19 protein-coding genes are annotated in these 20,646 nt (G+C 69.9%); 11 read left to right on the top strand and 8 right to left on the bottom strand.

Going from position 1 to position 20,646, the window contains the following annotated elements:
* The first annotated feature begins 71 nt into the window (after positions 1–71).
* The 3 genes from FHS08_RS10830 to FHS08_RS10820 all read left to right on the top strand — a co-directional run bounded on the left by FHS08_RS10830 (position 72) and on the right by FHS08_RS10820 (position 2,797).
* The gene (locus tag FHS08_RS10830; protein ID WP_167038850.1) at positions 72–512 is read left to right on the top strand and encodes a PTS mannitol transporter subunit IIA; all 441 of its coding nucleotides are present in this window, start codon (positions 72–74) and stop codon (positions 510–512) included.
* Complete coding sequence (locus FHS08_RS10825) at positions 509–1,663, top strand: mannitol-1-phosphate 5-dehydrogenase (protein WP_167038848.1); 1,155 nt, start codon at positions 509–511, stop codon at positions 1,661–1,663. The genes FHS08_RS10830 and FHS08_RS10825 overlap by 4 nt, the downstream gene beginning before the upstream one ends.
* A 240-nt stretch (positions 1,664–1,903) precedes the next feature.
* Positions 1,904–2,797, top strand: coding sequence for a type IV toxin-antitoxin system AbiEi family antitoxin domain-containing protein (locus FHS08_RS10820; RefSeq protein WP_167038846.1), 894 nt, complete (start codon positions 1,904–1,906; stop codon positions 2,795–2,797).
* Between the two features lie 60 nt (positions 2,798–2,857).
* Here the strand turns inward: FHS08_RS10820 and FHS08_RS10815 are convergent, their stop codons facing one another.
* From FHS08_RS10815 to FHS08_RS10780, 8 genes are all read right to left on the bottom strand, one after another.
* Positions 2,858–3,973, bottom strand: coding sequence for an adenosine deaminase (locus FHS08_RS10815; protein ID WP_167038844.1), 1,116 nt, complete (start codon positions 3,971–3,973; stop codon positions 2,858–2,860).
* Between the two features lie 55 nt (positions 3,974–4,028).
* A complete protein-coding gene (locus FHS08_RS10810; RefSeq protein WP_167038841.1) occupies positions 4,029–5,336 on the bottom strand; it encodes a thymidine phosphorylase in 1,308 nt (435 codons plus the stop codon).
* A complete protein-coding gene (locus tag FHS08_RS10805; protein WP_167038839.1) occupies positions 5,333–5,734 on the bottom strand; it encodes a cytidine deaminase in 402 nt (133 codons plus the stop codon). The genes FHS08_RS10810 and FHS08_RS10805 overlap by 4 nt, the downstream gene beginning before the upstream one ends.
* A 73-nt stretch (positions 5,735–5,807) precedes the next feature.
* The gene (locus FHS08_RS10800; RefSeq protein WP_167039823.1) at positions 5,808–7,094 is read right to left on the bottom strand and encodes an ABC transporter permease; all 1,287 of its coding nucleotides are present in this window, start codon (positions 7,092–7,094) and stop codon (positions 5,808–5,810) included.
* Positions 7,094–8,431, bottom strand: coding sequence for an ABC transporter permease (locus FHS08_RS10795; RefSeq protein WP_167038838.1), 1,338 nt, complete (start codon positions 8,429–8,431; stop codon positions 7,094–7,096). The genes FHS08_RS10800 and FHS08_RS10795 overlap by 1 nt, the downstream gene beginning before the upstream one ends.
* Positions 8,428–9,942 (bottom strand): ABC transporter ATP-binding protein, encoded by a 1,515-nt coding sequence (locus FHS08_RS10790; protein ID WP_167038836.1) that lies wholly within the window; start codon positions 9,940–9,942, stop codon positions 8,428–8,430. Before FHS08_RS10790 ends, FHS08_RS10795 begins: the two co-directional genes overlap by 4 nt.
* Positions 9,943–10,035: 93 nt before the next feature.
* Positions 10,036–11,148 (bottom strand): BMP family lipoprotein, encoded by a 1,113-nt coding sequence (locus FHS08_RS10785; RefSeq protein WP_167038834.1) that lies wholly within the window; start codon positions 11,146–11,148, stop codon positions 10,036–10,038.
* A 159-nt stretch (positions 11,149–11,307) separates the two neighbouring features.
* Entirely contained in the window at positions 11,308–12,423 is a 1,116-nt protein-coding gene (locus tag FHS08_RS10780; RefSeq protein ID WP_167038832.1) for a mannose-1-phosphate guanylyltransferase, read from the bottom strand.
* 193 nt (positions 12,424–12,616) lie between these two features.
* On the opposite strand from FHS08_RS10780, the gene sdhC reads away from it, so the two are divergent.
* The 8 genes from sdhC to trpS all read left to right on the top strand — a co-directional run bounded on the left by sdhC (position 12,617) and on the right by trpS (position 20,554).
* Positions 12,617–13,042: a succinate dehydrogenase, cytochrome b556 subunit gene (gene sdhC / locus FHS08_RS10775; RefSeq protein ID WP_341800386.1), complete on the top strand. Its 426-nt coding sequence runs from the start codon at positions 12,617–12,619 to the stop codon at positions 13,040–13,042.
* 1 nt (position 13,043) lies between these two features.
* Complete coding sequence (locus FHS08_RS10770) at positions 13,044–13,499, top strand: succinate dehydrogenase hydrophobic membrane anchor subunit (protein ID WP_167038828.1); 456 nt, start codon at positions 13,044–13,046, stop codon at positions 13,497–13,499.
* 46 nt (positions 13,500–13,545) lie between these two features.
* Complete coding sequence (gene sdhA, locus FHS08_RS10765; RefSeq protein WP_167038826.1) at positions 13,546–15,351, top strand: succinate dehydrogenase flavoprotein subunit; 1,806 nt, start codon at positions 13,546–13,548, stop codon at positions 15,349–15,351.
* A 2-nt stretch (positions 15,352–15,353) separates the two neighbouring features.
* The gene (locus FHS08_RS10760; RefSeq protein WP_167038824.1) at positions 15,354–16,127 is read left to right on the top strand and encodes a succinate dehydrogenase iron-sulfur subunit; all 774 of its coding nucleotides are present in this window, start codon (positions 15,354–15,356) and stop codon (positions 16,125–16,127) included.
* Positions 16,128–16,185: 58 nt separating this feature from the next.
* Positions 16,186–17,361 carry an MFS transporter gene (locus tag FHS08_RS10755; protein ID WP_167038822.1) on the top strand — a complete coding sequence of 392 codons (1,176 nt, stop codon included), beginning with the start codon at positions 16,186–16,188 and terminating at the stop codon, positions 17,359–17,361.
* 9 nt (positions 17,362–17,370) lie between these two features.
* Positions 17,371–18,603, top strand: coding sequence for a YhjD/YihY/BrkB family envelope integrity protein (locus FHS08_RS10750; RefSeq protein WP_167038820.1), 1,233 nt, complete (start codon positions 17,371–17,373; stop codon positions 18,601–18,603).
* A gap of 30 nt (positions 18,604–18,633) precedes the next feature.
* On the top strand, positions 18,634–19,482 hold the full coding sequence (locus tag FHS08_RS10745; protein ID WP_167038818.1) for an exodeoxyribonuclease III: 849 nt from the start codon (positions 18,634–18,636) through the stop codon (positions 19,480–19,482).
* A gap of 67 nt (positions 19,483–19,549) precedes the next feature.
* The gene (gene trpS / locus FHS08_RS10740; protein ID WP_167038816.1) at positions 19,550–20,554 is read left to right on the top strand and encodes a tryptophan--tRNA ligase; all 1,005 of its coding nucleotides are present in this window, start codon (positions 19,550–19,552) and stop codon (positions 20,552–20,554) included.
* The last annotated feature ends 92 nt before the right edge of the window (positions 20,555–20,646 follow it).

Genomic DNA, 20,646 nt, shown 5'->3' with positions numbered 1-20,646 from the left:
TGGCCTCGGCCGGACGGCTCCACGAGCCGGCGCAGGCACCGGCATCCGTTGACAAGAGAAAGGCGCAGAACATGGCACGCGAGGTCCTCCAGATCGGTCAGGTGCGCATCCACCCCGGCAGCGTCAGCCGCGAAGACGCGATGAAGGAGGCAGCCGACATCCTCGAGGCGGCCGGCGCCGTCACGAGCGCCTACTTCGACGCGATGCAGCAGCGCGAGCAGACGGTCTCGACCTACATGGGCAATGAGCTCGCGATCCCGCACGGCACGAACGAGACGAAGGAGACGATCCTCTCGTCGGCGCTCTCGGTCGTGCGGTACGACGGCGGAGTCGACTGGGACGGAAATCCCGTGACCTTCGTCATCGGCATCGCGGGCAAGGGCGACGAGCACCTCGAGATCCTGTCGCAGATCGCGCTGCTGTTCTCGGACGAGGACGAGGTCGCGACGCTCAAGTCGGCGCAGTCGCCGGAGGAGCTGTTCACCATCCTGTCGACCGTCAACGACTCATGAAGGCCGTCCACTTCGGCGCCGGCAACATCGGGCGCGGATTCGTCGGGCTCCTCCTGCACGAGGGGGGCTACGAGCTCGTGTTCTCCGATGTCGCGGCCCCGCTCGTCGACGCGATCAACGGCGCCTCCTCCTACACGGTGCACGCGGTCGGCGACGGCGGGGGCGACACCGTCGTGACGGGCTTCCGCGCCATCAACAGCGCGGAGCACCCCGACGAGCTCATCGACGAGATCGCCGGCGCCAACGTCGTCACGACGGCCGTCGGCCCGACGATCCTGAAGTTCGTCGCACCGCCGGTCGTCGCGGCGCTCGCGCTGCGCGACCCGTCCTCTCCCCCGCTGCAGATCATGGCGTGCGAGAACGCCATCAACGCGACCGACATCCTGCGGGACGAGATCACGGCGCTCGCGGGCGACGCGTGGGATGCGCTGTCGTCCCGCGCCGTCTTCGCCAACACCGCGGTCGACCGCATCGTGCCGGGGCAGCCCGAGGGCGCGGGCGTCGACGTCACGGTCGAGCCGTTCTTCGAGTGGGCGATCGAGCGGCCGCCGTTCGGCGACGACCCGCCGATCATCCCCGGCGCGCACTTCGTCGACGACCTCGCGCCGTACATCGAGCGCAAGCTCTTCACCGTCAACACGGGGCACGCCACGACGGCCTACTTCGGCGCACGCGCGGGGATCGAGCGCATCTCGGATGCCCTCGCCGACCCCACGATCGCCGCCGGGGTCGCCGCGACCCTCGAAGAGACCTCCGCGCTGCTCGCGGCCAAGCACGGCCTCGACCCGGGTGAGCTCGCGGGCTACCGCGCGACGATCCTCGGCCGCTTCCGCAACCCGGCGCTCCCCGACACGGTGTGGCGCGTCGGACGCCAGCCGCTGCGCAAGCTGTCCCGCCACGAGCGGTTCGTCGGCCCCGCGGCCGAGGCGGCCGAGCGCGGGCTCTCCGTCGATGCACTCGTCGCCGCGATGGGAGCCGCGCTCGCGTTCGAGGACGCCGAGGACGAACAGGCGGTGCAGCTGCAGGCGCAGCTGCGGGAGCAGGATGCCGCGGCCTTCACGGCATCCGTCACGGGTCTCGAGCCGGAGCATCCGCTGTTCCCCCGGGTGCAGGCGATCGTCGAGGAGCGGCAGGCCGAGCTCGCACGCTGACCCCCGGGCGCCCCGGGGGGCGTTGCAGCGACGTCGGCAGAACTCCACATCTCTGCGCTCGACACGCGCTCCGCCCGGCGTGTCCGCGGCGTGTAGCGCCATCTCCGTGGAGTTCTGCAGACCGAGCAGAGCGCGGGCACCGCGGTGCCTGCTCCTCCCCTCCTCCCCTCGGAGCTTGCCGCATCCACATCCCGGCCGGGCGAGTGCGAAGGCGCCGTCGGCCGCGCTTTGGGTGAGGGGATGGACGACTCCACTCGCTTCGCGTCGCAGATCCTCCCCGCGGCCTTTCTCAGCCCCGACGACCTGAGAAGGCTCGGGCTCACGCGCCATCAGGTGACCAGGCTCGTCTCCGCAGGCAGGCTCGTCCGCCTGCGGAACGGCCGGTATGTCCGCTCCGACATGCACCCGGAGCTCGTGCGGGCGGGCCTGCTCGGCGGGCGCCTCGACTGCGTGTCCCTGTTGAGCACCCTCGGCGTCTTCGTCCGCGAGACCTCCGGGCCGCATCTGCAGTTCACCCCCGCGACGGCTCGGCTGCCTCCGCGACCCAACGGGGTCGTCGCCCACTGGCGTCCGACGGGTCGGTCGCGCGAGCACTTGTCCACGACGGTGGTCGAAGCGCTCGCGCAGGCGAGCCGCTGCCAGGGCGCCCGCGATGCCGTGGCGACCCTCGACAGCGCGTGGCACCTCGGGCTCGTCGACGAGGACGGCCTGGCCGCGGTCTTCGCGATGCTGCCGCGCCGCTATCGCGCGCTGCGCCCGCTGCTCGACAGACGCAGCGAGTCGGGGGCGGAGAGCCTCATGCGGCTGATCCTGCGCGGTCTCGGCGCGGACGTCGAGCTGCAGGTGCGGATCCCGGGGGTCGGTCGTGTGGACTTCGTCGTGAACGGCTGGCTCATCGTCGAGTGCGACAGCAGGGCCTACCACAAAGGGTGGGATGCGCAGAAGCGCGACCGCGCTCGGGATCTTGCTGCCGCGGCACTCGGCTATACGACTGTGCGCCCCATCGCCGAGGACATTCTGTACCGCACGGAGCGTGTTCTGGAGACCATGAAGTCGGTTCTCTCGCATGGCACGCCGCAGAACTCCACACGATCGACCCGACCCGCGGGTGACCGGCGCCGATCGCGGCGCTGATCGCGAGCGATCCGTGGAGTTCTGCCGGCCCGGCCCGGCGCGGCGCCGCGCAGGGGCGGCCTACCGCTCGAAGCCGTCGGCGATGAGCTCGATGAGCTCTTCGCGCTCCTCGATCGGCAGGAACGCGCCCGCCGCGGCGTTGAGCTGGAACGCCTCGAGGTCGTCGAGGTCGTACTCGAACGTCTCGGCGAGGAGGGCCAGCTCGCGGGTGAGCGAGGTGCGGCTCATCGTGCGGTTGTCGACGTTGACCGTGACAGAGAAGCCGAGCTGATAGAGCAGGTCGAACGGGTGGTCTTCGAGCGTCGTCCCCCATCGCTCGATCGCGCCCGTCTGCAGGTTCGACGACGGCGAGAGCTCGAGCGGGATCTCACGGTCGCGCACCCACCGCGCGAGGTCGCCGAACTGCACGAGCACCTCCTCGCCCGAGCGCGAGACGACGTCGAGATCCTCTGCGATCCGCACGCCGTGCCCCAGGCGCAGCGCGCGCCCGTCGATGAGCGCCGAACGGATCGAGTCGAGGCCGGCCGCTTCGCCCGCGTGCACCGTCGTGGGGAAGAACTCCGACGCGAGGTAGTCGAACGCCGCGCGGTGGTTCGACGGCGGGAACCCCTCCTCGGGCCCGGCGATGTCGAAGCCGACGGCGCCGTTGTTGCGGAACGCGACGGCGAGGCGTGCGATCTCGAGCGACCGGTCGGTGTGACGCATCGCGGTGATGAGCTGACCGACGCGGATGTCGCGGCCCGAACGCTCCGCGGCGTCCTCGCCCTCCTCGATGCCCTCCTGCACGGCCTCGACCGCCTCCTCCAGCGAGAGGCCGGCCGTCACGTGCTGCTCGGGGGCCCAGCGGACCTCGCCGTAGATCACGCCGTCTGCCGCGAGATCCTCGACGAACTCGCGTGCGACGCGACGCAGTCCGTCGGCGGTCTGCATGACTGCCGTCGTGAGGTCGAACGTCTTGAGGTACTCGACGAGCGAGCCCGAGTCGCTCTTCTCGGCGAACCAGTCGGCGAGGTCGTCCGCGTCCGTCGAGGGCACCTCGAGGCCGATACGGTCCGCGAGCTCGATGATCGTCGCGGGCCGCACGCCGCCGTCGAGGTGGTCGTGGAGCGAGACTTTCGGCAGGCTCCGGATCGAGACTCCCTGGACGACCGCGTCGCCGTGCTGATCGATGGGCATGTCGGGGCTCCTCGAGGTCGAGAGGTCGTGATGGCGTGCGGTCGTGGGGGCCTGCTCAGGCCGTGATGCGCTCGAGCACGAGGGGGACGGATGCCGGGGCCTCCGCCCCGATCTCCCATGCGCCCTCGAGGGCCTCGATCGCGCGGGCGAACCGTGACCCATCCTCCGCCGACAAGGTGAACAGCGGCTGACCAACCGCAACCCTATCGCCCGGCTTGGCGTGGAGGTCGACGCCCGCCGAATGGACGACGGGATCCTGCGGGCGCGCACGCCCCGCTCCGAGCCGCCAGGCGGCGACGCCGAAGGGAAGCGCATCCATGCGCGTGACGATTCCCGCCGCGTCGGCGAAGACAGTGTGGGTCTCTCGCGGCTTGGGGAGGGGCGCATCCGGATCCCCGTCCTGCGCCCGCACCATGGCGCGCCACACGTCCATCGCCCTGCCGTCCCGGAGTGCCGCGTCGACGTCGGCGTCGGGCTGTCCGGCGAGCGTCAGCATCTCGCGGGCGAGCGCGACCGTGAGCTCGACGATGTCGGCCGGGCCTCCTCCCGCGAGCACCTCGACGGCCTCGCGCACCTCATTCGCGTTGCCGATCGCGAGCCCGAGGGGCGTGCTCATGTTCGTGAGCAGCGCCGTCGTCGAGACGCCGGAGTCCGTGCCGAGCGCGACCATCGTGCGCGCGAGCTCGCGGGCGAGGTCGACGTCCTTCATGAAGGCGCCTGAGCCGAACTTGACGTCGAGGACGAGGGAGTCCGTGCCCTCCGCGATCTTCTTCGACATGATGCTCGAGGCGATGAGCGGGATCGCCTCGACCGTCCCCGTGACATCGCGCAGGGCGTAGAGCTTCTTGTCTGCGGGCGCGAGCCCGGATCCCGCCGCGCAGATGACGGCGCCGACGTCGCGCAGCTGGGTGAACATCTCGTCGTTGGACAGCGCCGCGCGCCATCCGGGGATCGCCTCGAGCTTGTCGAGCGTGCCGCCCGTGTGGCCGAGGCCGCGACCCGACAGCTGCGGCACCGCGACGCCGAACGCTGCGACGAGCGGGGCGAGCGGCAGCGTGATCTTGTCGCCCACGCCACCCGTCGAGTGCTTGTCGACGGTGCGCTTGCCCAGCCCCGCGAAGCTCATCCGCTCCCCCGACGCGATCATCGCGTCGGTCATGACGCGGATCTCGTCGCGCTCCATGCCGTTCAGGAGCACGGCCATCGCGAAGGCGGCCATCTGCGAGTCGGTCACGTATCCGCGGGTGTACGCGTCGATCATCCAGCGCAGCGGGGCCTCGGCGACGGCCCCGCCGTCGCGCTTGGCGCGGATGACGTCCACGGCGTCGAACGGCTCGATGCCGGTCGCCTGGTCGTCGCTCATCGAGCCGCCTCCTCGAGATCCCGCGGGCCGAAGGCATCGGGCAGCACCTCGTCGATCGTGCGGATGCCCGACACCGTCTCGAGCAGCATGCCGGGGATGGCGAACTCGTACAGCAGCTGGCGGCAGCGGCCGCACGGCATGATCGTCTCGCCCTTGCCGTTGACGCACACGAACGCGACGAGCTGCCCGCCGCCCGACATCGCGAGGTCGGACACGAGTCCGCACTCGGCGCAGAGCGTCACGCCGTACGACGCGTTCTCGACGTTGCAGCCCTGCACGATGCGCCCGTCCGACACGAGGGCCGCTGCCCCCACCTTGAACCGCGAGTACGGCGCGTAGGCGCGATGCATCGCCTCGGTCGCGACGGCACGCAGCTCGTCCCAGTCGATGTCGGTCACGAGCGGCCCTTTCGTCTGTGCGGTTCGGCGGGGTCGGATGCCGCGGCGCGCGTCCCGCGGCGCGTCGGCATCGTCATCCCTTCAGGTACGGCTTCCCCGCCGCCGCGGGGCCGCGGATCTGCCCCGCGAAGCCCGCGACCGCGAGGATCGTGACGACGTACGGGAGCATGAGCATGAACTCGCTCGGGATCGGGGTCTTCAGCACTGTCAGGAGGTTCTGCAGGTTCGTCGCGAACCCGAACAGGAGAGCCGCGAGCGCCGCGCGCACGGGATCCCACCGGCCGAAGATGACGGCCGCGAGGGCGATGAAGCCGAGCCCCGCGGTCATCTCCCTCGTGAACTGCGGCACCGAGACGAGCGTGAAGTACGCACCGCCGATCCCCGCGATGGCACCCGCGAGCAGGACGTTCCAGAACCGCGTCGGGTTGACCTTGATCCCGACCGTGTCTGCCGCCTGCGGGTGCTCCCCCACAGACCGCAGCCGCAGGCCCCAGCGCGAGCGGTACAGCGCCCACGCGACGACGGCGACCGTGACGTACATGAGGTATCCGATGAACGTCTGGTTGAACAGGACGGGGCCGATGATCGGGATGTCGCCCAGCAGGGGGATCTTGATGCGCGTGAAGCGGGTCGCGTTGTTGAGCGCCGACTGGTTGGGGGCGAGCAGGACGCCGAAGAGGAAGCCCGTCAGACCCGTCACGAGCACGTTCAGCACGACACCGACGATGACCTGGTCGACGAGGTACTTGATCGAGAACGCCGCGAGGATGAACGCGACGAACATGCCGCCGATCATGGCGCCGATGAGGCCGGCGAACGGGTTGTCGGTGAGGCTCGACAGAATGACGGCCGTGAACGCCCCGAGCAGGAGCTGTCCTTCGATCGCGACGTTGACGACGCCGACGCGCTCGCCGATGACGCCGCCCATCGCGCCGAAGACGAGGGGCACGGACAGCGACACGGCGCCGAACAGCAGCCCCGGCACGGGCACGAGCCCGCCTGCCGCGGCCCACGTGAGGAACGCGAACATCGCCAGCACCGCATAGACGATCGGCAGCCACAGGCCCGTCGCCCGGTAGGACCAGGCATCCCACAGCGCCCACGCCGTCAGCAGGACGAGCAGCACCCACACGATCCACGACGTCGACGCCGTGGGGACCTCGACATCGCCGAGGCCGATCGCGGCGGTCGCGTCGCTCAGGCGGAACCTGCTCGTGCCGCTGCGCGGAACGAGCAGGAACAGCAGGCCCAGCCCGATCGTCACGATGCCGAGGGTCACCGCGACCTTCCAGTGCCGCGTCTTGACCGTCGCGAGGTGGATCGTGCCGTCGGGGGCGACCTCGGGAGCCAGGGTCGACATCACGCCACCGCCTTCTTCGCCGCGCGGGCTCGCGCCCTGGCCGACTTCTCGGACTCGTCCTTGGGCAGGAAGAAGATCGTGCGCACGAGGGGCGGTGCCGCGATGAACAGGACGATGAGGGACTGCACGACGAGCACGATGTCGACCGGGATGCCCTGCGACGCCTGCATCGTGAACGAGCCCGCCTTGAGCGCGCCGAACAGGAGCCCCGCGACGAAGGTCCCCCATGCGCGGCTGCGGCCCAGGAGCGCGACCGTGATCGCGTCGAAGCCGATTCCCGCGTCGATGAGGCCGTCGAAGCCGCTCGTGACGGACCCCAGCACCTGGTTCATGCCTGCGAGGCCGGCGAGCCCGCCCGCGAACAGCATGGCGTAGACGTACATGCGCGAGACGCTGATGCCCGCAGCGCGTGCCGCATGGGGGTTCTCGCCGACGGCCCGCATGCGGAAGCCGAGGCTCGACCGCTCGATGAGCCACCAGACGAACAGCGTCGCGAGGATCACGACGACGAAGCCCCAGTTCAGCAGCGGGAACTGCGGTCCGAACAGGGAGGGGAACTGTGCGCTGGCGGGCGTCGCCATCGAGATCGGCTGGTTCGACCCCGGCCGCTGCAGGAGCCCCTGCGTGCGCACCATCCACGTCACGAGGTAGAACGCGACGTAGTTGAGCATGATCGTCAGGATGACCTCATGTGCGCCCGTGCGGGCCTTCAGCAGGCCTGCGAGGCCGCCCCACAGCGCGCCGCCGGCGATGCCGACGAGCACGGCGAGCGGCAGGTGGATCGCAGCGGGGAGGTCGAAGCTGAAGGTGAACAGCGCAGTGGCCGCGCACGCGATGAGCATCTGGCCGCGCGCGCCGATGTTGAACAGGCCCACGCGGAACGCGAGCGCGACGCCGAGGCCCGCCGCGATGAGAGGAGCCGCGAATCCGAGCGTGTTCGTCAGCGGCCGGATCTGCACCGCGAACCCGTTGGCCCGCTCGTTGAAGATCGACCCGCGGAACAGGGCCTCGTACGCCCCGAACACGGCATCCCACACGGCACCGAAAAAGTCGGCCGGCCGGGCGAAGAACCACCCCGCCGTCTCCTGCACGCGAGGGTTCGTGACGGCGATCAGGATGCCGCCGACCACCATCGCGAGCACGATGGCGAGGATCGTCGTGACGACGCTGCCTCGGAGGATCTCGCGCATGATCTGGTTCGACCGCGGCGGCGGCGGGATCTCGTCTGCCGGTGCCGGTGCCGGTGCCGGAGCGGGCGCGGCGTCCTGCCCCGTCAGCGGGCCGGACACCGGCGGGAGCTGCTCGGGGGGCAGCCCGTCGTCCGAGCGATCGGTCATGCTGCGTCCTCCGTCGGGTGCTCGCCGGCCATCATGAGGCCGAGGACGTCGCGCGACGTGTCGCCGGGGACGATGCCGACGATCCCGCCGCGGTACATGACCGCGATCCGGTCGGCCAGCGCCGCCACCTCGTCGAGCTCGGTGCTGATCACGACCACCGGGATGCCGGCATCCCGCGTCTCGACGATGCGCTTGTGGATGAACTCGATCGAGCCGACGTCGACGCCGCGGGTCGGCTGCGACGCGATGAGCAGCCGCAGCTCTCGGGTGAGCTCGCGGGCGATGACGACCTTCTGCTGATTGCCGCCCGACAGCGCGCCTGCACGGCTGGACGGACCCTGCGTGCGGATGTCGAACTCCTCGATGCGCGCTCTCGCGAACTCCTCGAGGACTCCGCGATCGATCGTGCCGAAGCGGGAGAACGCCGAGTCGGACGAGCGGTCGAGGATCAGGTTCTCGGCGACCGTGAACGAGCCCACGAGCCCGTCCTCCGTGCGATCCTCGGGGACGAAGCCGACGCCCTCGTCGAGCACGCCGCGCACGCTCGTGCCGACGAGCTCCGTGCCCTCGAGGATGATGGAGCCGGTGACCCTGTCCTGGAGGCCGATGAGGGCCTCCGTGAGCTCGGTCTGACCGTTGCCCTGGACTCCCGCGATCGCGAGCACCTCACCGGGTCTCACGTCGAAGCTCACGCCGTCCACCACGACGGCGCCTGCGGGCGTCAGCACGCGGAGGTCGCGCACGACGAGTCCGCCCTCGCCGAGCTGAGGAGGGCCCTTGTGCACGGTCAGCTCGACGGCGCGGCCGACCATGAGCGAGGCGAGCTCCGCGCTCGACGCGGAGGGGCTCGCCTCGCCGACGACCCGCCCGAGGCGGATGACGGTGATCTTGTCGGCGATCGCGCGGACCTCGCGCAGCTTGTGGGTGATGAACACGATCGAGGTGCCCTGGTCGCGCAGCTGGCGCATGATGCCCATGAGCTCGTCGGTCTCCTGGGGCGTGAGCACCGCCGTCGGCTCGTCGAACACGAGCACCTTCGCGTCGCGCGAGAGCGCCTTGATGATCTCGACGCGCTGCTGCACGCCGACGGGCAGGTCGCCCACGATCGCGTCGGGGTCGACCTCGAACCCGAACCGGTCGGCGACGGCCCGCACGTGCGCGCGGGCCTTCGCGAGGTCGAGGGCGCCGAGCGAGGTGGTGTCCTCGTGCCCGAGCATGACGTTCTCGGCCACCGTGAAGACGGGGATGAGCATGAAGTGCTGGTGGACCATGCCGATGCCGGCGGCCATGGCGTCGCCGGGGCCCCGGAAGTTCTGGACCACGTCGTCCAGGACGATCTCTCCCTCGTCGGCCTGGTACAGGCCGTAGAGCACGTTCATGAGCGTCGACTTGCCTGCGCCGTTCTCGCCGAGGAGCGCGTGCACCTCCCCCGGCTGGACCACGAGATCGATGTGATCGTTCGCGACAAGGCTGCCGAAACGCTTCGTGATTCCACGGAGCTCGAGCTTCATAGTGAGCACACTATCCACAAAGGTCAGGGACCAGAAAGGAACGCGGCCGGAGACGCCGAAGCGTCCCCGGCCGCGACCGGAACCCGGCGCGCCTTACGGCGAGCTGGGCGAGGTGACCTCGAGCGAGCCGTCGATGATCTGCTCGCGCAGAGCGTCGAGCTCGTCGGTCAGACCGGCGGGCAGACGGTCCTCGAAGCTGTGGAACGACGAGAGTCCGACGCCCTCGTTCTCGAGCGTTCCGACGTAGGGCGTCGGGTCGAAGTTGCCCGCGCCGGCGTCCATCGCGGCCGCGTACACGGCGTTGTCGATGCGCTTGAGGATCGACACGAACACGAGGTCCGCGATGTCGGGCGAGGTCTCGACGAGGTCGGAGTCGACGCCCATGAGTGCGATGTCCTTGCCGCCGTCCTTGATCGCGGCAGCGGCGCTCTGGAAGATCGGGCCGCCGACGGGGAGGATGACGTCGACACCCTGGTCGAGGATGCCCTGGGCCGTCTGGCGCGCCGTGTCGTTGGCGGTGAAGCCGCCGGTGAACGCACCGGTCTGTCCTGCGACATCCCAGCCGAAGGTGGCGACGCTCGCGCCCTTGTCCTCGTTGTACTTCTGGACGCCGTCGATGAAGCCGTCCATGAAGATCGTGACGGGCGGGATCTGCAGGCCGCCGAACGTGCCGACCTTGTTCGTGCCCGAGGCGGCCGACCACGAGGCCGCCGCGTAGCCGCCCAGGTAGGCGGCCTGGACCGTGTCGAACAGGAGCGGCTTGATGTTCGGGGCGTCCGTCTCGCCGTCTCCGTCGATGTCGGCCCAGTCGTCGATGATCGCGTAGTTGATCTCGGGGTTGGCCTTGGCCGACGCGACCGTGTCGGCGGCGAGCTTGAACCCGACCGCGACGATGAAGGTGCAGCCTTCGGCGACGAGGTTCTCGAGGTTCGGCGCGTAGTCGTTGGCCGATGCGGACTCGACGTCGATCGACTCGACGCCGAGCTCTGCGGCGGCCTTGTCGAGGCCCGCCTTCGCGGACTGGTTGAACGACTTGTCGTTCCAGCCGCCGTCGTCGGAGACGATGCAGGGCAGGAAGCCGTCGGCGGCGCCGCCGCCTCCGTCGGTTGCAGATGTCTCGGGGGCGGCGCCGCAGCCGGACAGGGCGATGAGCAGCCCGGCAGCAGCAGTGATTCCCACGAGCTTCTTGGTGGTGGTGATAGTCAACTCACGCCTCCAAAAGCAGGAGACCCCGCGGACTTCGCGGGGGCACTGTAGAACGTACAGAGTGCGGCGCCCTCGTCGCACTCGGAAACCGCATGCTGCGGCGAATGGTTACAAAGACGCAACAGTGCCGTTATGTGGATGCTTCGATTCGCATGTTGCTCAGAGGACCTCGCCTCGGCCTGACAGCTTGAGCGCGTCCACGACTCCCTTGACGCGCTGCGCATGCTCGCTCGTCGTGACCAGGAGCGCGTCCTCCGTGTCGACGACGACGATGTCCTTGACGCCGATGAGGCTGATGATGCGCTTCGTCTGGCTCACGACGATGCCGCTCGCGGCATCCGACAGGATCCGCGCGTTCTCGCCGAGGATCGCGAGGTCGTTGAGCCGGCCGCCCGAGTTGAGCTTCGCGAGGCTCGCGAAGTCGCCGACGTCGTCCCAGTCGAAGTGACCCGGGATGACGGCGAGCCGGCCCTTCCCCGCGGCGGGCTCGGCGACCGAGTAGTCGATCGCGATCTTGGTGAGCGTCGGCCACACGCGATCGACCACGGGACCGCGGGCCTCCCTGTCGTCCCACGCCTCGGCGAGCTCCATGAGCCCCGCGTGCAGCTCCGGCTGGCTCGCGGCGATCTCGGCGAGCAGCACGTCCGCACGCGAGATGAACATGCCGGCGTTCCACAGGTACGAGCGGTCCGCGACGTATGTGCGCGCGGTCTCGAGGTCGGGCTTCTCGACGAACCGCTCGACGAGGGCGGCCTCGGGAGCGCCTGTCACGACGAGCTCCCCCGCCTTCTTGATGTAGCCGAAGCCGATCGAGGGCTCGATGGGCGGGATGCCGATCGTGCAGATGTACCCCTCCCGCGCGACGGCGACGGCCTGCTGCACGGCCCACTCGAACACCTGCGTGCCGCGGATGACGTGATCGGCCGCGAACGAGCCGATGATGACGTCGGGCTCGCGCCGGGACAGGATCGCGGCGGCGAGGCCGATCGCGGCGGTCGAGTCCCGCGGCTCGGACTCGAGGAAGACGTTCCTGTCGGGGATGCCGGGCAGCTCGCGCTCGACGGCCGCACGGTGCGCGCGCCCCGTCACGACCGAGATCCGGTCGGGGCCCGCGAGCGGCTCGAGCCGATCCCACGTGTCGCGCAGGAGCGAGCGGCCCGATCCCGTGAGGTCGTGGAGGAACTTCGGCGCGTCTGCGCGCGACAGCGGCCAGAGGCGGCTGCCGATCCCTCCGGCGGGGATGACGGCGTAGAAGTCCGGAACGGAGTGGGCCATGGCTCCAGAGTATCCGCGCACGTCCGGCACCATGATTTCTCTTGACATCGAGATACTTAGGCTGGCCTAATCGCCCCGTGCGCGACGACGGGAATAGGATGGGCGAGGCGCCCGCATGACGCCGGTTCCGCCGCCTCCCCCCTCTTCGGAGAGGCTCCGGCGGGCCATGTGTTCGAATCAGGGAGGACGGAACGTGTCTGCACCAGCACGCGTCACACCGTCGGTGTCGGAGACCACGTCGAGAGCCCCGCGGGGAACGCTCTACCGCGGTCGCGAAGGCATGTGGTCGTGGGTCCTGCACCGCATCACGGGCGTCGCGATCTTCTTCTTCCTCCTCGTGCACGTGCTCGACACGGCGCTGATCCGCGTCGCGCCCGGGGCGTACGACGCCGTCATCGGCACGTACAAGAACCCGATCATGGCGCTCGGCGAGGTCGTGCTCGTGGCCGCGATCGCCTACCACGCGTTCAACGGGCTGCGCATCATCTCGGTCGACATCTGGCCGTGGGCGACGCGTCACCAGCGCCAGCTGTGGTGGGGCGTCCTGGCCGTGTGGGTCGTCACGATGGCGGGCTTCGCACCGCGTCACCTCATGCTCGCGTTCGGAGGTGGCAACTGACATGACCAGCGTCATCGCCGATCCCCGCGCGCCGCACTCGGCTGCCCGCCGCAAGGGTCCCAACCTCGAGAAGTGGGGCTGGATCTATATGCGCGTCTCGGGCGTGCTGCTGGTGATCCTCATCTTCGGACACCTCTTCGTCAACCTCCTGGTCGGCGAGGGCATCCACGGCATCGACTTCGCCTTCGTCGCAGGCAAGTACGCCACCCCGTTCTGGCAGTGGTGGGACGTGCTGATGCTGTGGCTCGCCCTCATCCACGGCGCCAACGGCATGCGCACGATCGTCAACGACTACGTCACGCACGGCACCGCGCGCCGCGTGCTCGTGTGGGCGCTGTGGCTCGCCGCGGGATTCCTCATCGTGCTCGGCACGCTCGTCGTCTTCACGTTCGACGCGTGTCTCGGGTTCGACCCCGACACGGCATCCGACCTCATCATCGGGATCTGCGCGCCGTGACGAGCGACCCGGACACGAAGACGACAGAGACCGAAGGCATCCACGCGTGAGCACTCAGACCAGCGACAGCTACGTCAAGGACGGCGTCCACTACCACCAGTTCGACATCGTCATCGTGGGTGCCGGCGGAGCCGGCATGCGCGCGGCGATCGAGGCGGGCCCCGGGGCCAAGACCGCCGTCATCTCCAAGCTGTACCCGACACGCTCGCACACGGGCGCGGCGCAGGGCGGCATGGCGGCGGCCCTCGCGAACGTCGAAGAGGACTCGTGGGAGTGGCACACCTTCGACACCGTCAAGGGAGGCGACTACCTCGTCGACCAGGATGCCGCCGAGATCCTCGCGAAAGAGGCGATCGACGCCGTCATCGACCTCGAGAACATGGGCCTGCCCTTCAACCGCACGCCCGAGGGCAAGATCGACCAGCGCCGCTTCGGCGGCCACACGGCCGACCACGGCAAGACGCCCGTCCGCCGCGCGTGCTACGCGGCCGACCGCACCGGCCACATGATCCTGCAGACGCTCTTCCAGAACTGCGTCAAGCTCGGCATCAACTTCTTCAACGAGTTCTACGTCCTCGACCTGATCACGGTCACGGCCGAGGACGGCTCCACCCAGGTCGCCGGCGTCGTCGCCTACGAGCTCGCGACGGGCGACCTGCACGTCTTCCAGTCCAAGGCCGTCATCTTCGCGACGGGCGGCTTCGGCAAGATCTTCAAGACCACCTCGAACGCCCACACGCTCACGGGCGACGGCGTGGGGATCATCTGGCGCAAGGGCCTGCCGCTGGAGGACATGGAGTTCTTCCAGTTCCACCCGACGGGTCTCGCGGGGCTCGGCATCCTGCTCACGGAGGGCGCACGAGGCGAGGGCGCGATCCTTCGCAACGTGAGCGGCGAGCGCTTCATGGAGCGCTACGCGCCCACGATCAAAGACCTCGCTCCCCGCGACATCGTGAGCCGATGCATGGTCCAGGAGGTCGCGGAGGGCCGCGGCGCGGGTCCCCACCGCGACTACGTGCTGCTGGACTGCACGCACCTGGGCGCGGAGGTGCTCGAGACGAAGCTCCCCGACATCACCGAGTTCGCCCGCACATATCTCGGCGTGGATCCCGTCGTCGAGCCCGTGCCTGTCATGCCGACGGCGCACTACGCGATGGGCGGCATCCCCACGAACAACGACGCGGAGGTCCTCAGCGACAACACGACCGTCGTCCCGGGCCTGTACGCGGCCGGCGAGTGCGCGTGCGTCTCGGTGCACGGCTCGAACCGCCTCGGCACCAACTCGCTGCTCGACATCAACGTGTTCGGCAAGCGCGCCGGCCGCAACGCGGTCGAGTACGTCAAGACCGCGGAGTTCGTCCCGCTCCCCGACGACCCCTCGAAGGAGGTCCGCGAGCTCATCGAGGGCCTGCGCGCCAACCAGGGCACCGAGCGCATCGCGGTGCTGCGCAAGACGCTGCAGGACGAGATGGACCGCAAGGCGCAGGTGTTCCGCACCGACCAGTCGCTGGGCGAGGTCATGGACGTCATCGCAGACCTGCGTGAGCGGTATCGCAACGTGCACGTCGACGACAAGGGCAAGCGGTACAACACCGACCTGCTCGAGGCGGTCGAGCTCGGCTTCCTCCTCGACCTCGCGGAGGTCGTGGTCGTGACGGCCCGCAACCGCAAGGAGAGCCGAGGCGGCCACATGCGCGACGACTTCCCCAAGCGCGACGACGAGAACTACATGCAGCACACGATGGCGTACCTGTCCGGCGACGCGCACTCCTCGCACCCCGAGGACCACATCCGGCTCGACTGGAAGCCCGTCGTCGTCACGCGGTATCAGCCGATGGAGAGGAAGTACTAGGGATGTCGACGCTCGTCGCCGTGGAGGAAGCCGCCGTCGAGGAGACCGCGGACACCGGCATCCAGTCGTTCCTCGTCACCTTCATCATCCGCCGCTTCGACCCCGAGGTCGACGAGGAGCCGCGCTGGGTGGACTACGACGTCGAGCTGTTCTCGACCGACCGCGTGCTCGACGCCCTGCACAAGATCAAGTGGGAGGTCGACGGCTCGCTGTCGTTCCGGCGCTCGTGCGCGCACGGCATCTGCGGGTCCGACGCGATGCGCATCAACGGCCGCAACCGGCTCGCGTGCAAGACCCTCATCAAGGACCTCGACATCTCGCAGCCGATCTACGTCGAGGCGATCAAGGGCCTTCCGCTCGAGAAGGACCTCATCGTCGACATGGAGCCGTTCTTCGCCTCCTACCGCGAGGTGCAGCCCTTCCTGATCGCGAGCTCGACGCCGCCGGAGGGCAAGGAGCGCATCCAGTCGATCAAGGATCGCGAGATCTTCGACGACACGACGAAGTGCATCCTGTGCGCCGCGTGCACGTCGTCGTGCCCCGTCTTCTGGACCGACGGCCAGTACTTCGGCCCCGCCGCGATCGTCAACGCGCACCGCTTCATCTTCGACTCGCGCGACGATGCGGGCGACGTGCGACTCGACATCCTCAACGACAAGGAAGGCGTGTGGCGCTGCCGCACGACCTTCAACTGCACGGAGGCGTGCCCCCGGGGCATCGAGGTCACGAAGGCGATCGCCGAGGTCAAGCAGGCCGTCCTGCGCGGCGGACGCTGAGCCCGCGCCCGTGACGACCGCCTCGCGACGGAGCGAGACCAGCACCTCCGAAGGACGGATGCCTCGGCGAGCCCGCCTCTGCGTCAGCGCCTCGTACGCTGCGCAGGCGATCGGCTACGCGGTCGTCGTCACGTCGCTGCCGGCGCTCAAGGAGCGACAGCACGTCGACGACACGGTCGTCTCGCTCATCGTGCTCGGCGTGTGCGTGATGGCGGCGGTCGGCTCCGTCGTCGCGAACGCCGTGGCCGTGCGCTTCGGGAGCCGCGCGGCCCTCGTGCTCGGCCTCGCGGTGCAGGCGGCGGCGCTCCCCCTCATCGCCGTGCCCACGCCCCTCACCGCGTTCGCGGTGGTGTTCGCGCTGTACGGCGTGGGGCTCGGGTGCGTCGACGCCTCGCAGGCGATGCAGGCCATCACGGTGCAGCGCGCCTACGGACGCCCCATCATCGGCGGGTTCTTCGCGACGTACACGGCCGCCGCGATCGCGGGCGCCCTGCTCGTGTCTCTCGTCGCCGCGTCCGCCACGGCGGCGGGCGTCGCCATCGCGACGGCCGCCGTCCCGGCACTCGTCGTGGCGGCCGTCGGCTCGCGCCTGTTCGCGGCCGACCGCCCCGTCGAGGCGGCGCTTCCCGCGGCCGAGCGCGCGAACCTCCCGCGTGCCGGCATCCTCGCGTTCGGCCTCGTGATCCTTGCGGTCTTCGTCGTCGACTCGGCCGTCAGCACCTGGAGCGCCGTCTATCTCCAGGACGACCTGGCGGCCCTGCCCGCACTCGCGCCGCTCGGCTACGCCGTGTACCAGGCGTGCATTCTCGCGACGAGGCTCGCCACCGACCGCCTGCTGGTCGTCATGAGCAGGCGACGTCTCGTGACCATCGCGACGATCGTCTCGGTCGCCGGGTGCCTCGTCGTGGCGACGCTGCCCTTCACGGCGGTCGCGATCGCCGGGTTCGCCCTCGCGGGCGTCGCCGTCGGCGTGCTCGTGCCCGTGACCTTCGGCGCGGCCGGGGAGCTCTCCCCCGAGCACAGCGACCAGGTCATCGCGCGCGTCAATATCTTCAACTACGCCGGCGCGATCCTCGGCGCCGTCGTCGTCGGCCTCCTCGCCGACCGGTCCGGCCTCGGACCCGCGTTCCTCGTCCCCGCAGTCGTGCTCGCGGCGGCGCTGTTCGTCGTTCCGAGGTTCCGCTCGGCCGCGCAGGGTGAGCCGCGGCGGGAAGCGGCATCCGCACATCGCTAATCTGTGACCGTGAGCCAGAGCCCGGGAGAGGCGCGCAAGCCGCGCGACGAGGCCGCAGCGGCACGTGCGGAGGAGGAGACGCTCCGCGAGCGCTGGGAGGCGACGCAGCTCGCCCTCCGCGAACGGTTCGACGCGCCGATCGTGCTCGCGACCGAGATCACGCAGAAGACGCTCGCGTGGTTCCCCATCCGGGTGTGGCGGCACTTCCTGCAGCACAACGGGTTCCTGCTCGCCGCGAGCATCAGCTACCAGTCGCTGTTCGCGATCTTCGCCGTCATCTACTTCGCGTTCGCGGCGGTCGGGATCTGGCTCGGCGCGAGCGAGGCTGCCATCACCGGCCTCATCGACCTCATCAACCGCTACATCCCGGGGCTCATCAGCGACGACGGGCTCGTCCATCCAGACCAGGTGACGGCGGTCGCGACCGGCAGCAGCGGCGTGCTCGCCATCACGGGTGCCATCGCCTTCGTCGTCGCGATCTGGACCGCGATCGGGTTCGTCACGTTCACGCGGCGGGCGGTGCGAGACATCTTCGGCCTGCCCTTCGACCGGCGCAACTACTTCATCCTGAAGACCCGGGACTTCGTCGCCGCCCTCGCGTTCGGGGTCGCGCTGGTGCTCGGCGCGCTGCTCGGCTACACCGCGAGCGGCGCCCTCGACTTCGTCCTGACGGTCCTCGGTCTCACGGACCGGTCGTTCTGGTTCCAGGTGCTCATCAAGCTCCTGTCGTTCGCCGTCGCCTTCGCGATCAACTCCGCGGCCCTCGCGGGCCTGTTCCGCTTCCTCACCGGCACGACCCTCACGTGGCGGACGATCTGGCCGGGCTCCCTCCTCGGCGGCGCGGCGATCGCCGTCCTGCAGGTCGGCGTCGGCCTGCTCTTCCTCTACACGCCCTCGAACCCGCTGCTGGCGACGTTCTCGGTGCTCGTGGGATTCCTCCTGTGGTTCCGCCTCATCGGCATCGTCATCCTGGTCGCCGCGTCGTGGATCGCCGTCGCCGCGCGCGATCGCGACATCCCGATCGCGGCGGTGAGCGAAGCGGAGCGGCTCGCGGCCGAGCACCGCGCGCTCGTGACGGCGGCCCATGTCCGGGTGCGCACGGCGCAGGAGGCGCGCGACGCGGCACCGTGGTACCGCCGCTGGAGCGCCGAGCGGGCCGTGCGCGACGCCGAGGACGAGCTCGCGCAGGTGGAGGCGACGCTCCAGACGGCACCGGTTCGGAAGGGGTCCCTCTTCGAGTAGGTGTCGGATGCCGCGGCTAGGCTGGCGGTCGTGTCTCGCTCCGTCCGCATCGCCTCCGTCAACGTCAACGGCATCCGCGCCGCCGCCCGCAAGGGAATGCTCGAATGGCTCGCCGACGCCGGCGTCGACATCATGGCGCTGCAGGAGGTGCGCGCGACCGAGGCCGAGCTGCGAGCCGCACTGCCGGACTGGACCTTCGTCAACGACGAGGCGCTCGCGAAGGGTCGTGCGGGCGTCGCCGTCGCGTCGCGCGACGACGGGGTCGAGGTGCGCCGCGTCCTCGGCGACGACGCCCTCGACTCGGCGGGCCGCTGGATCGAGGTCGACTTCGACGTCGACGGCGAGCGCATCGCGATCGTCTCCGCCTACGTGCCGACGGGCGAGGCCGGCACCCCCAAGCAGGTCGCCAAGTACGCCTTCCTCGACGCGATGGAGGAGCGGATGCCGCGGCTCGCGGCCGAGAGCCCGCTCGCGCTCATCATGGGCGACCTCAACGTCGGGCACCGCGAGCTCGACATCCGCAACTGGCGGGGCAATGTCAAGAAGGCCGGCTTCCTCCCCCGCGAGCGCGCGTACTTCGACCGCTTCCTCGGCGACGCCGGCGTCGACGTGACGGGCGCCGACGGCACGACGGGCCGAGGGCTCGGCTGGGTCGACGTGGGCCGCCGCTTCGCGGGCGAGGTCGACGGTCCGTACACGTGGTGGTCGAACCGCGGCAAGGCGTTCGACAACGACACCGGGTGGCGCATCGACTACCACCTGGCGACGCCTGCGCTCGCCGCGCGCGTGACGGACTACCGCGTCGTGCGGGCCCCGTCGTGGGACACGCGCTGGAGCGACCATGCCCCCGTCGTGGCCGAATACGCCCTCGGCGGCTGAGCGGCCGATCGTGCGCGCAGCCGATCGCGCGGACGAGGCACCGGCATCCGCTCAATAGACTTGACGGATGAGCAAACCGCGCCTGTACTCCGGCATGCAGCCCTCGGCCGATTCCCTGCAGATCGGCAACTACATCGGGGCGCTCATGCAGTGGCGCGACCTGCAGGAGGCGTACGACGCGTTCTTCTCCGTCGTCGACCTCCATGCGCTCACACAGCCGAACGACCCCGCCGAGCTTCGCGAGAAGACGAGGCGCACGGCCGCGCAGTACATCGCGGCGGGGATCGAGCCGTCCAAGTCGACGCTGTACGTGCAGTCGCACGTCCCCGCGCACGCAGAGCTGTCGTGGATCCTGTCGACGATCACGGGCTTCGGCGAGGCGGGCCGTATGACGCAGTTCAAGGACAAGTCGCAGCGCTACGGCGCCGACGCCACGTCGGTCGGGCTGTTCACGTACCCCGTCCTGATGGCGGCCGACATCCTGCTGTACCAGGCCGACATCGTGCCCGTCGGCGACGACCAGAAGCAGCACGTCGAGCTCACGCGCGACCTCGCGGAGCGCTTCAACTCGCGCTACGGCACGACGTTCACGGTGCCGATGCCCGTCATCCAGCAGGACACGGCCCGCATCTACGACCTGCAGAACCCGACGGCCAAGATGTCGAAGTCGGCGGAGTCGGATGCCGGCGTGCTGTGGCTCCTCGACGATCCGGCCGTGTCGGCGAAGAAGGTCATGCGCGCCGTGACCGACTCGGAGGGCTCCGTGCGGTACGACCGCGAGGAAAAGCCGGGCGTCTCGAACCTCCTCGTGATCTACGCCGCCCTGACGGGCCGCCAGATCCCCTCGATCGAGGACGAGTACGCGGGCCGCGGCTACGGCGACTTCAAGAAGGGCCTCGCCGAGGTCGTCGTCGCCGAGTTCGGGCCCGTCCGCGAGCGCGCGCTCGCGCTGCTGTCCGACCCTGCCGAGCTCGACCGCGTGCTCGCGGCGAACGCCGCGCGAGCCGAGGCCGTCGCGACCCGCACCCTCGCCGACGTCTACGACAGGGTCGGGCTGCTCCGCCGGGCCTGATCCGGCACCGTCGTCGGGCGTGATCGGGCTGCTCCGCCGTCGTCTCGCGACCGGGATGCCGCGAAGCGCGCGGCGGCGCGGCATCCGGGCCG

It is taken from the genome of Microbacterium ulmi (genome assembly GCF_011759705.1).
Taxonomy (GTDB): Bacteria; Actinomycetota; Actinomycetes; order Actinomycetales; family Microbacteriaceae; genus Microbacterium; species Microbacterium ulmi.
The sequence above is the reverse complement of the archived record's forward strand: the minus strand, read 5'-3'. Positions and strand labels throughout refer to the sequence as shown.

What these genes read in the sequence shown, in the direction of transcription:
- FHS08_RS10810 (WP_167038841.1), bottom strand. Translation starts at nt 5,336, where the DNA reads ATGAGCGACGACCAGGCGACCGGCATCGAGCCGTTCGACGCCGTGGAC.
- FHS08_RS10820 (WP_167038846.1), top strand. Translation starts at nt 1,904, where the DNA reads ATGGACGACTCCACTCGCTTCGCGTCGCAGATCCTCCCCGCGGCCTTT.
- FHS08_RS10780 (WP_167038832.1), bottom strand. Translation starts at nt 12,423, where the DNA reads ATGGCCCACTCCGTTCCGGACTTCTACGCCGTCATCCCCGCCGGAGGG.
- FHS08_RS10795 (WP_167038838.1), bottom strand. Translation starts at nt 8,431, where the DNA reads ATGACCGATCGCTCGGACGACGGGCTGCCCCCCGAGCAGCTCCCGCCG.
- FHS08_RS10755 (WP_167038822.1), top strand. Translation starts at nt 16,186, where the DNA reads ATGCCTCGGCGAGCCCGCCTCTGCGTCAGCGCCTCGTACGCTGCGCAG.
- FHS08_RS10830 (WP_167038850.1), top strand. Translation starts at nt 72, where the DNA reads ATGGCACGCGAGGTCCTCCAGATCGGTCAGGTGCGCATCCACCCCGGC.
- FHS08_RS10760 (WP_167038824.1), top strand. Translation starts at nt 15,354, where the DNA reads ATGTCGACGCTCGTCGCCGTGGAGGAAGCCGCCGTCGAGGAGACCGCG.
- FHS08_RS10790 (WP_167038836.1), bottom strand. Translation starts at nt 9,942, where the DNA reads ATGAAGCTCGAGCTCCGTGGAATCACGAAGCGTTTCGGCAGCCTTGTC.
- FHS08_RS10770 (WP_167038828.1), top strand. Translation starts at nt 13,044, where the DNA reads ATGACCAGCGTCATCGCCGATCCCCGCGCGCCGCACTCGGCTGCCCGC.
- trpS (WP_167038816.1), top strand. Translation starts at nt 19,550, where the DNA reads ATGAGCAAACCGCGCCTGTACTCCGGCATGCAGCCCTCGGCCGATTCC.
- FHS08_RS10800 (WP_167039823.1), bottom strand. Translation starts at nt 7,094, where the DNA reads ATGTCGACCCTGGCTCCCGAGGTCGCCCCCGACGGCACGATCCACCTC.
- FHS08_RS10825 (WP_167038848.1), top strand. Translation starts at nt 509, where the DNA reads ATGAAGGCCGTCCACTTCGGCGCCGGCAACATCGGGCGCGGATTCGTC.
- FHS08_RS10815 (WP_167038844.1), bottom strand. Translation starts at nt 3,973, where the DNA reads ATGCCCATCGATCAGCACGGCGACGCGGTCGTCCAGGGAGTCTCGATC.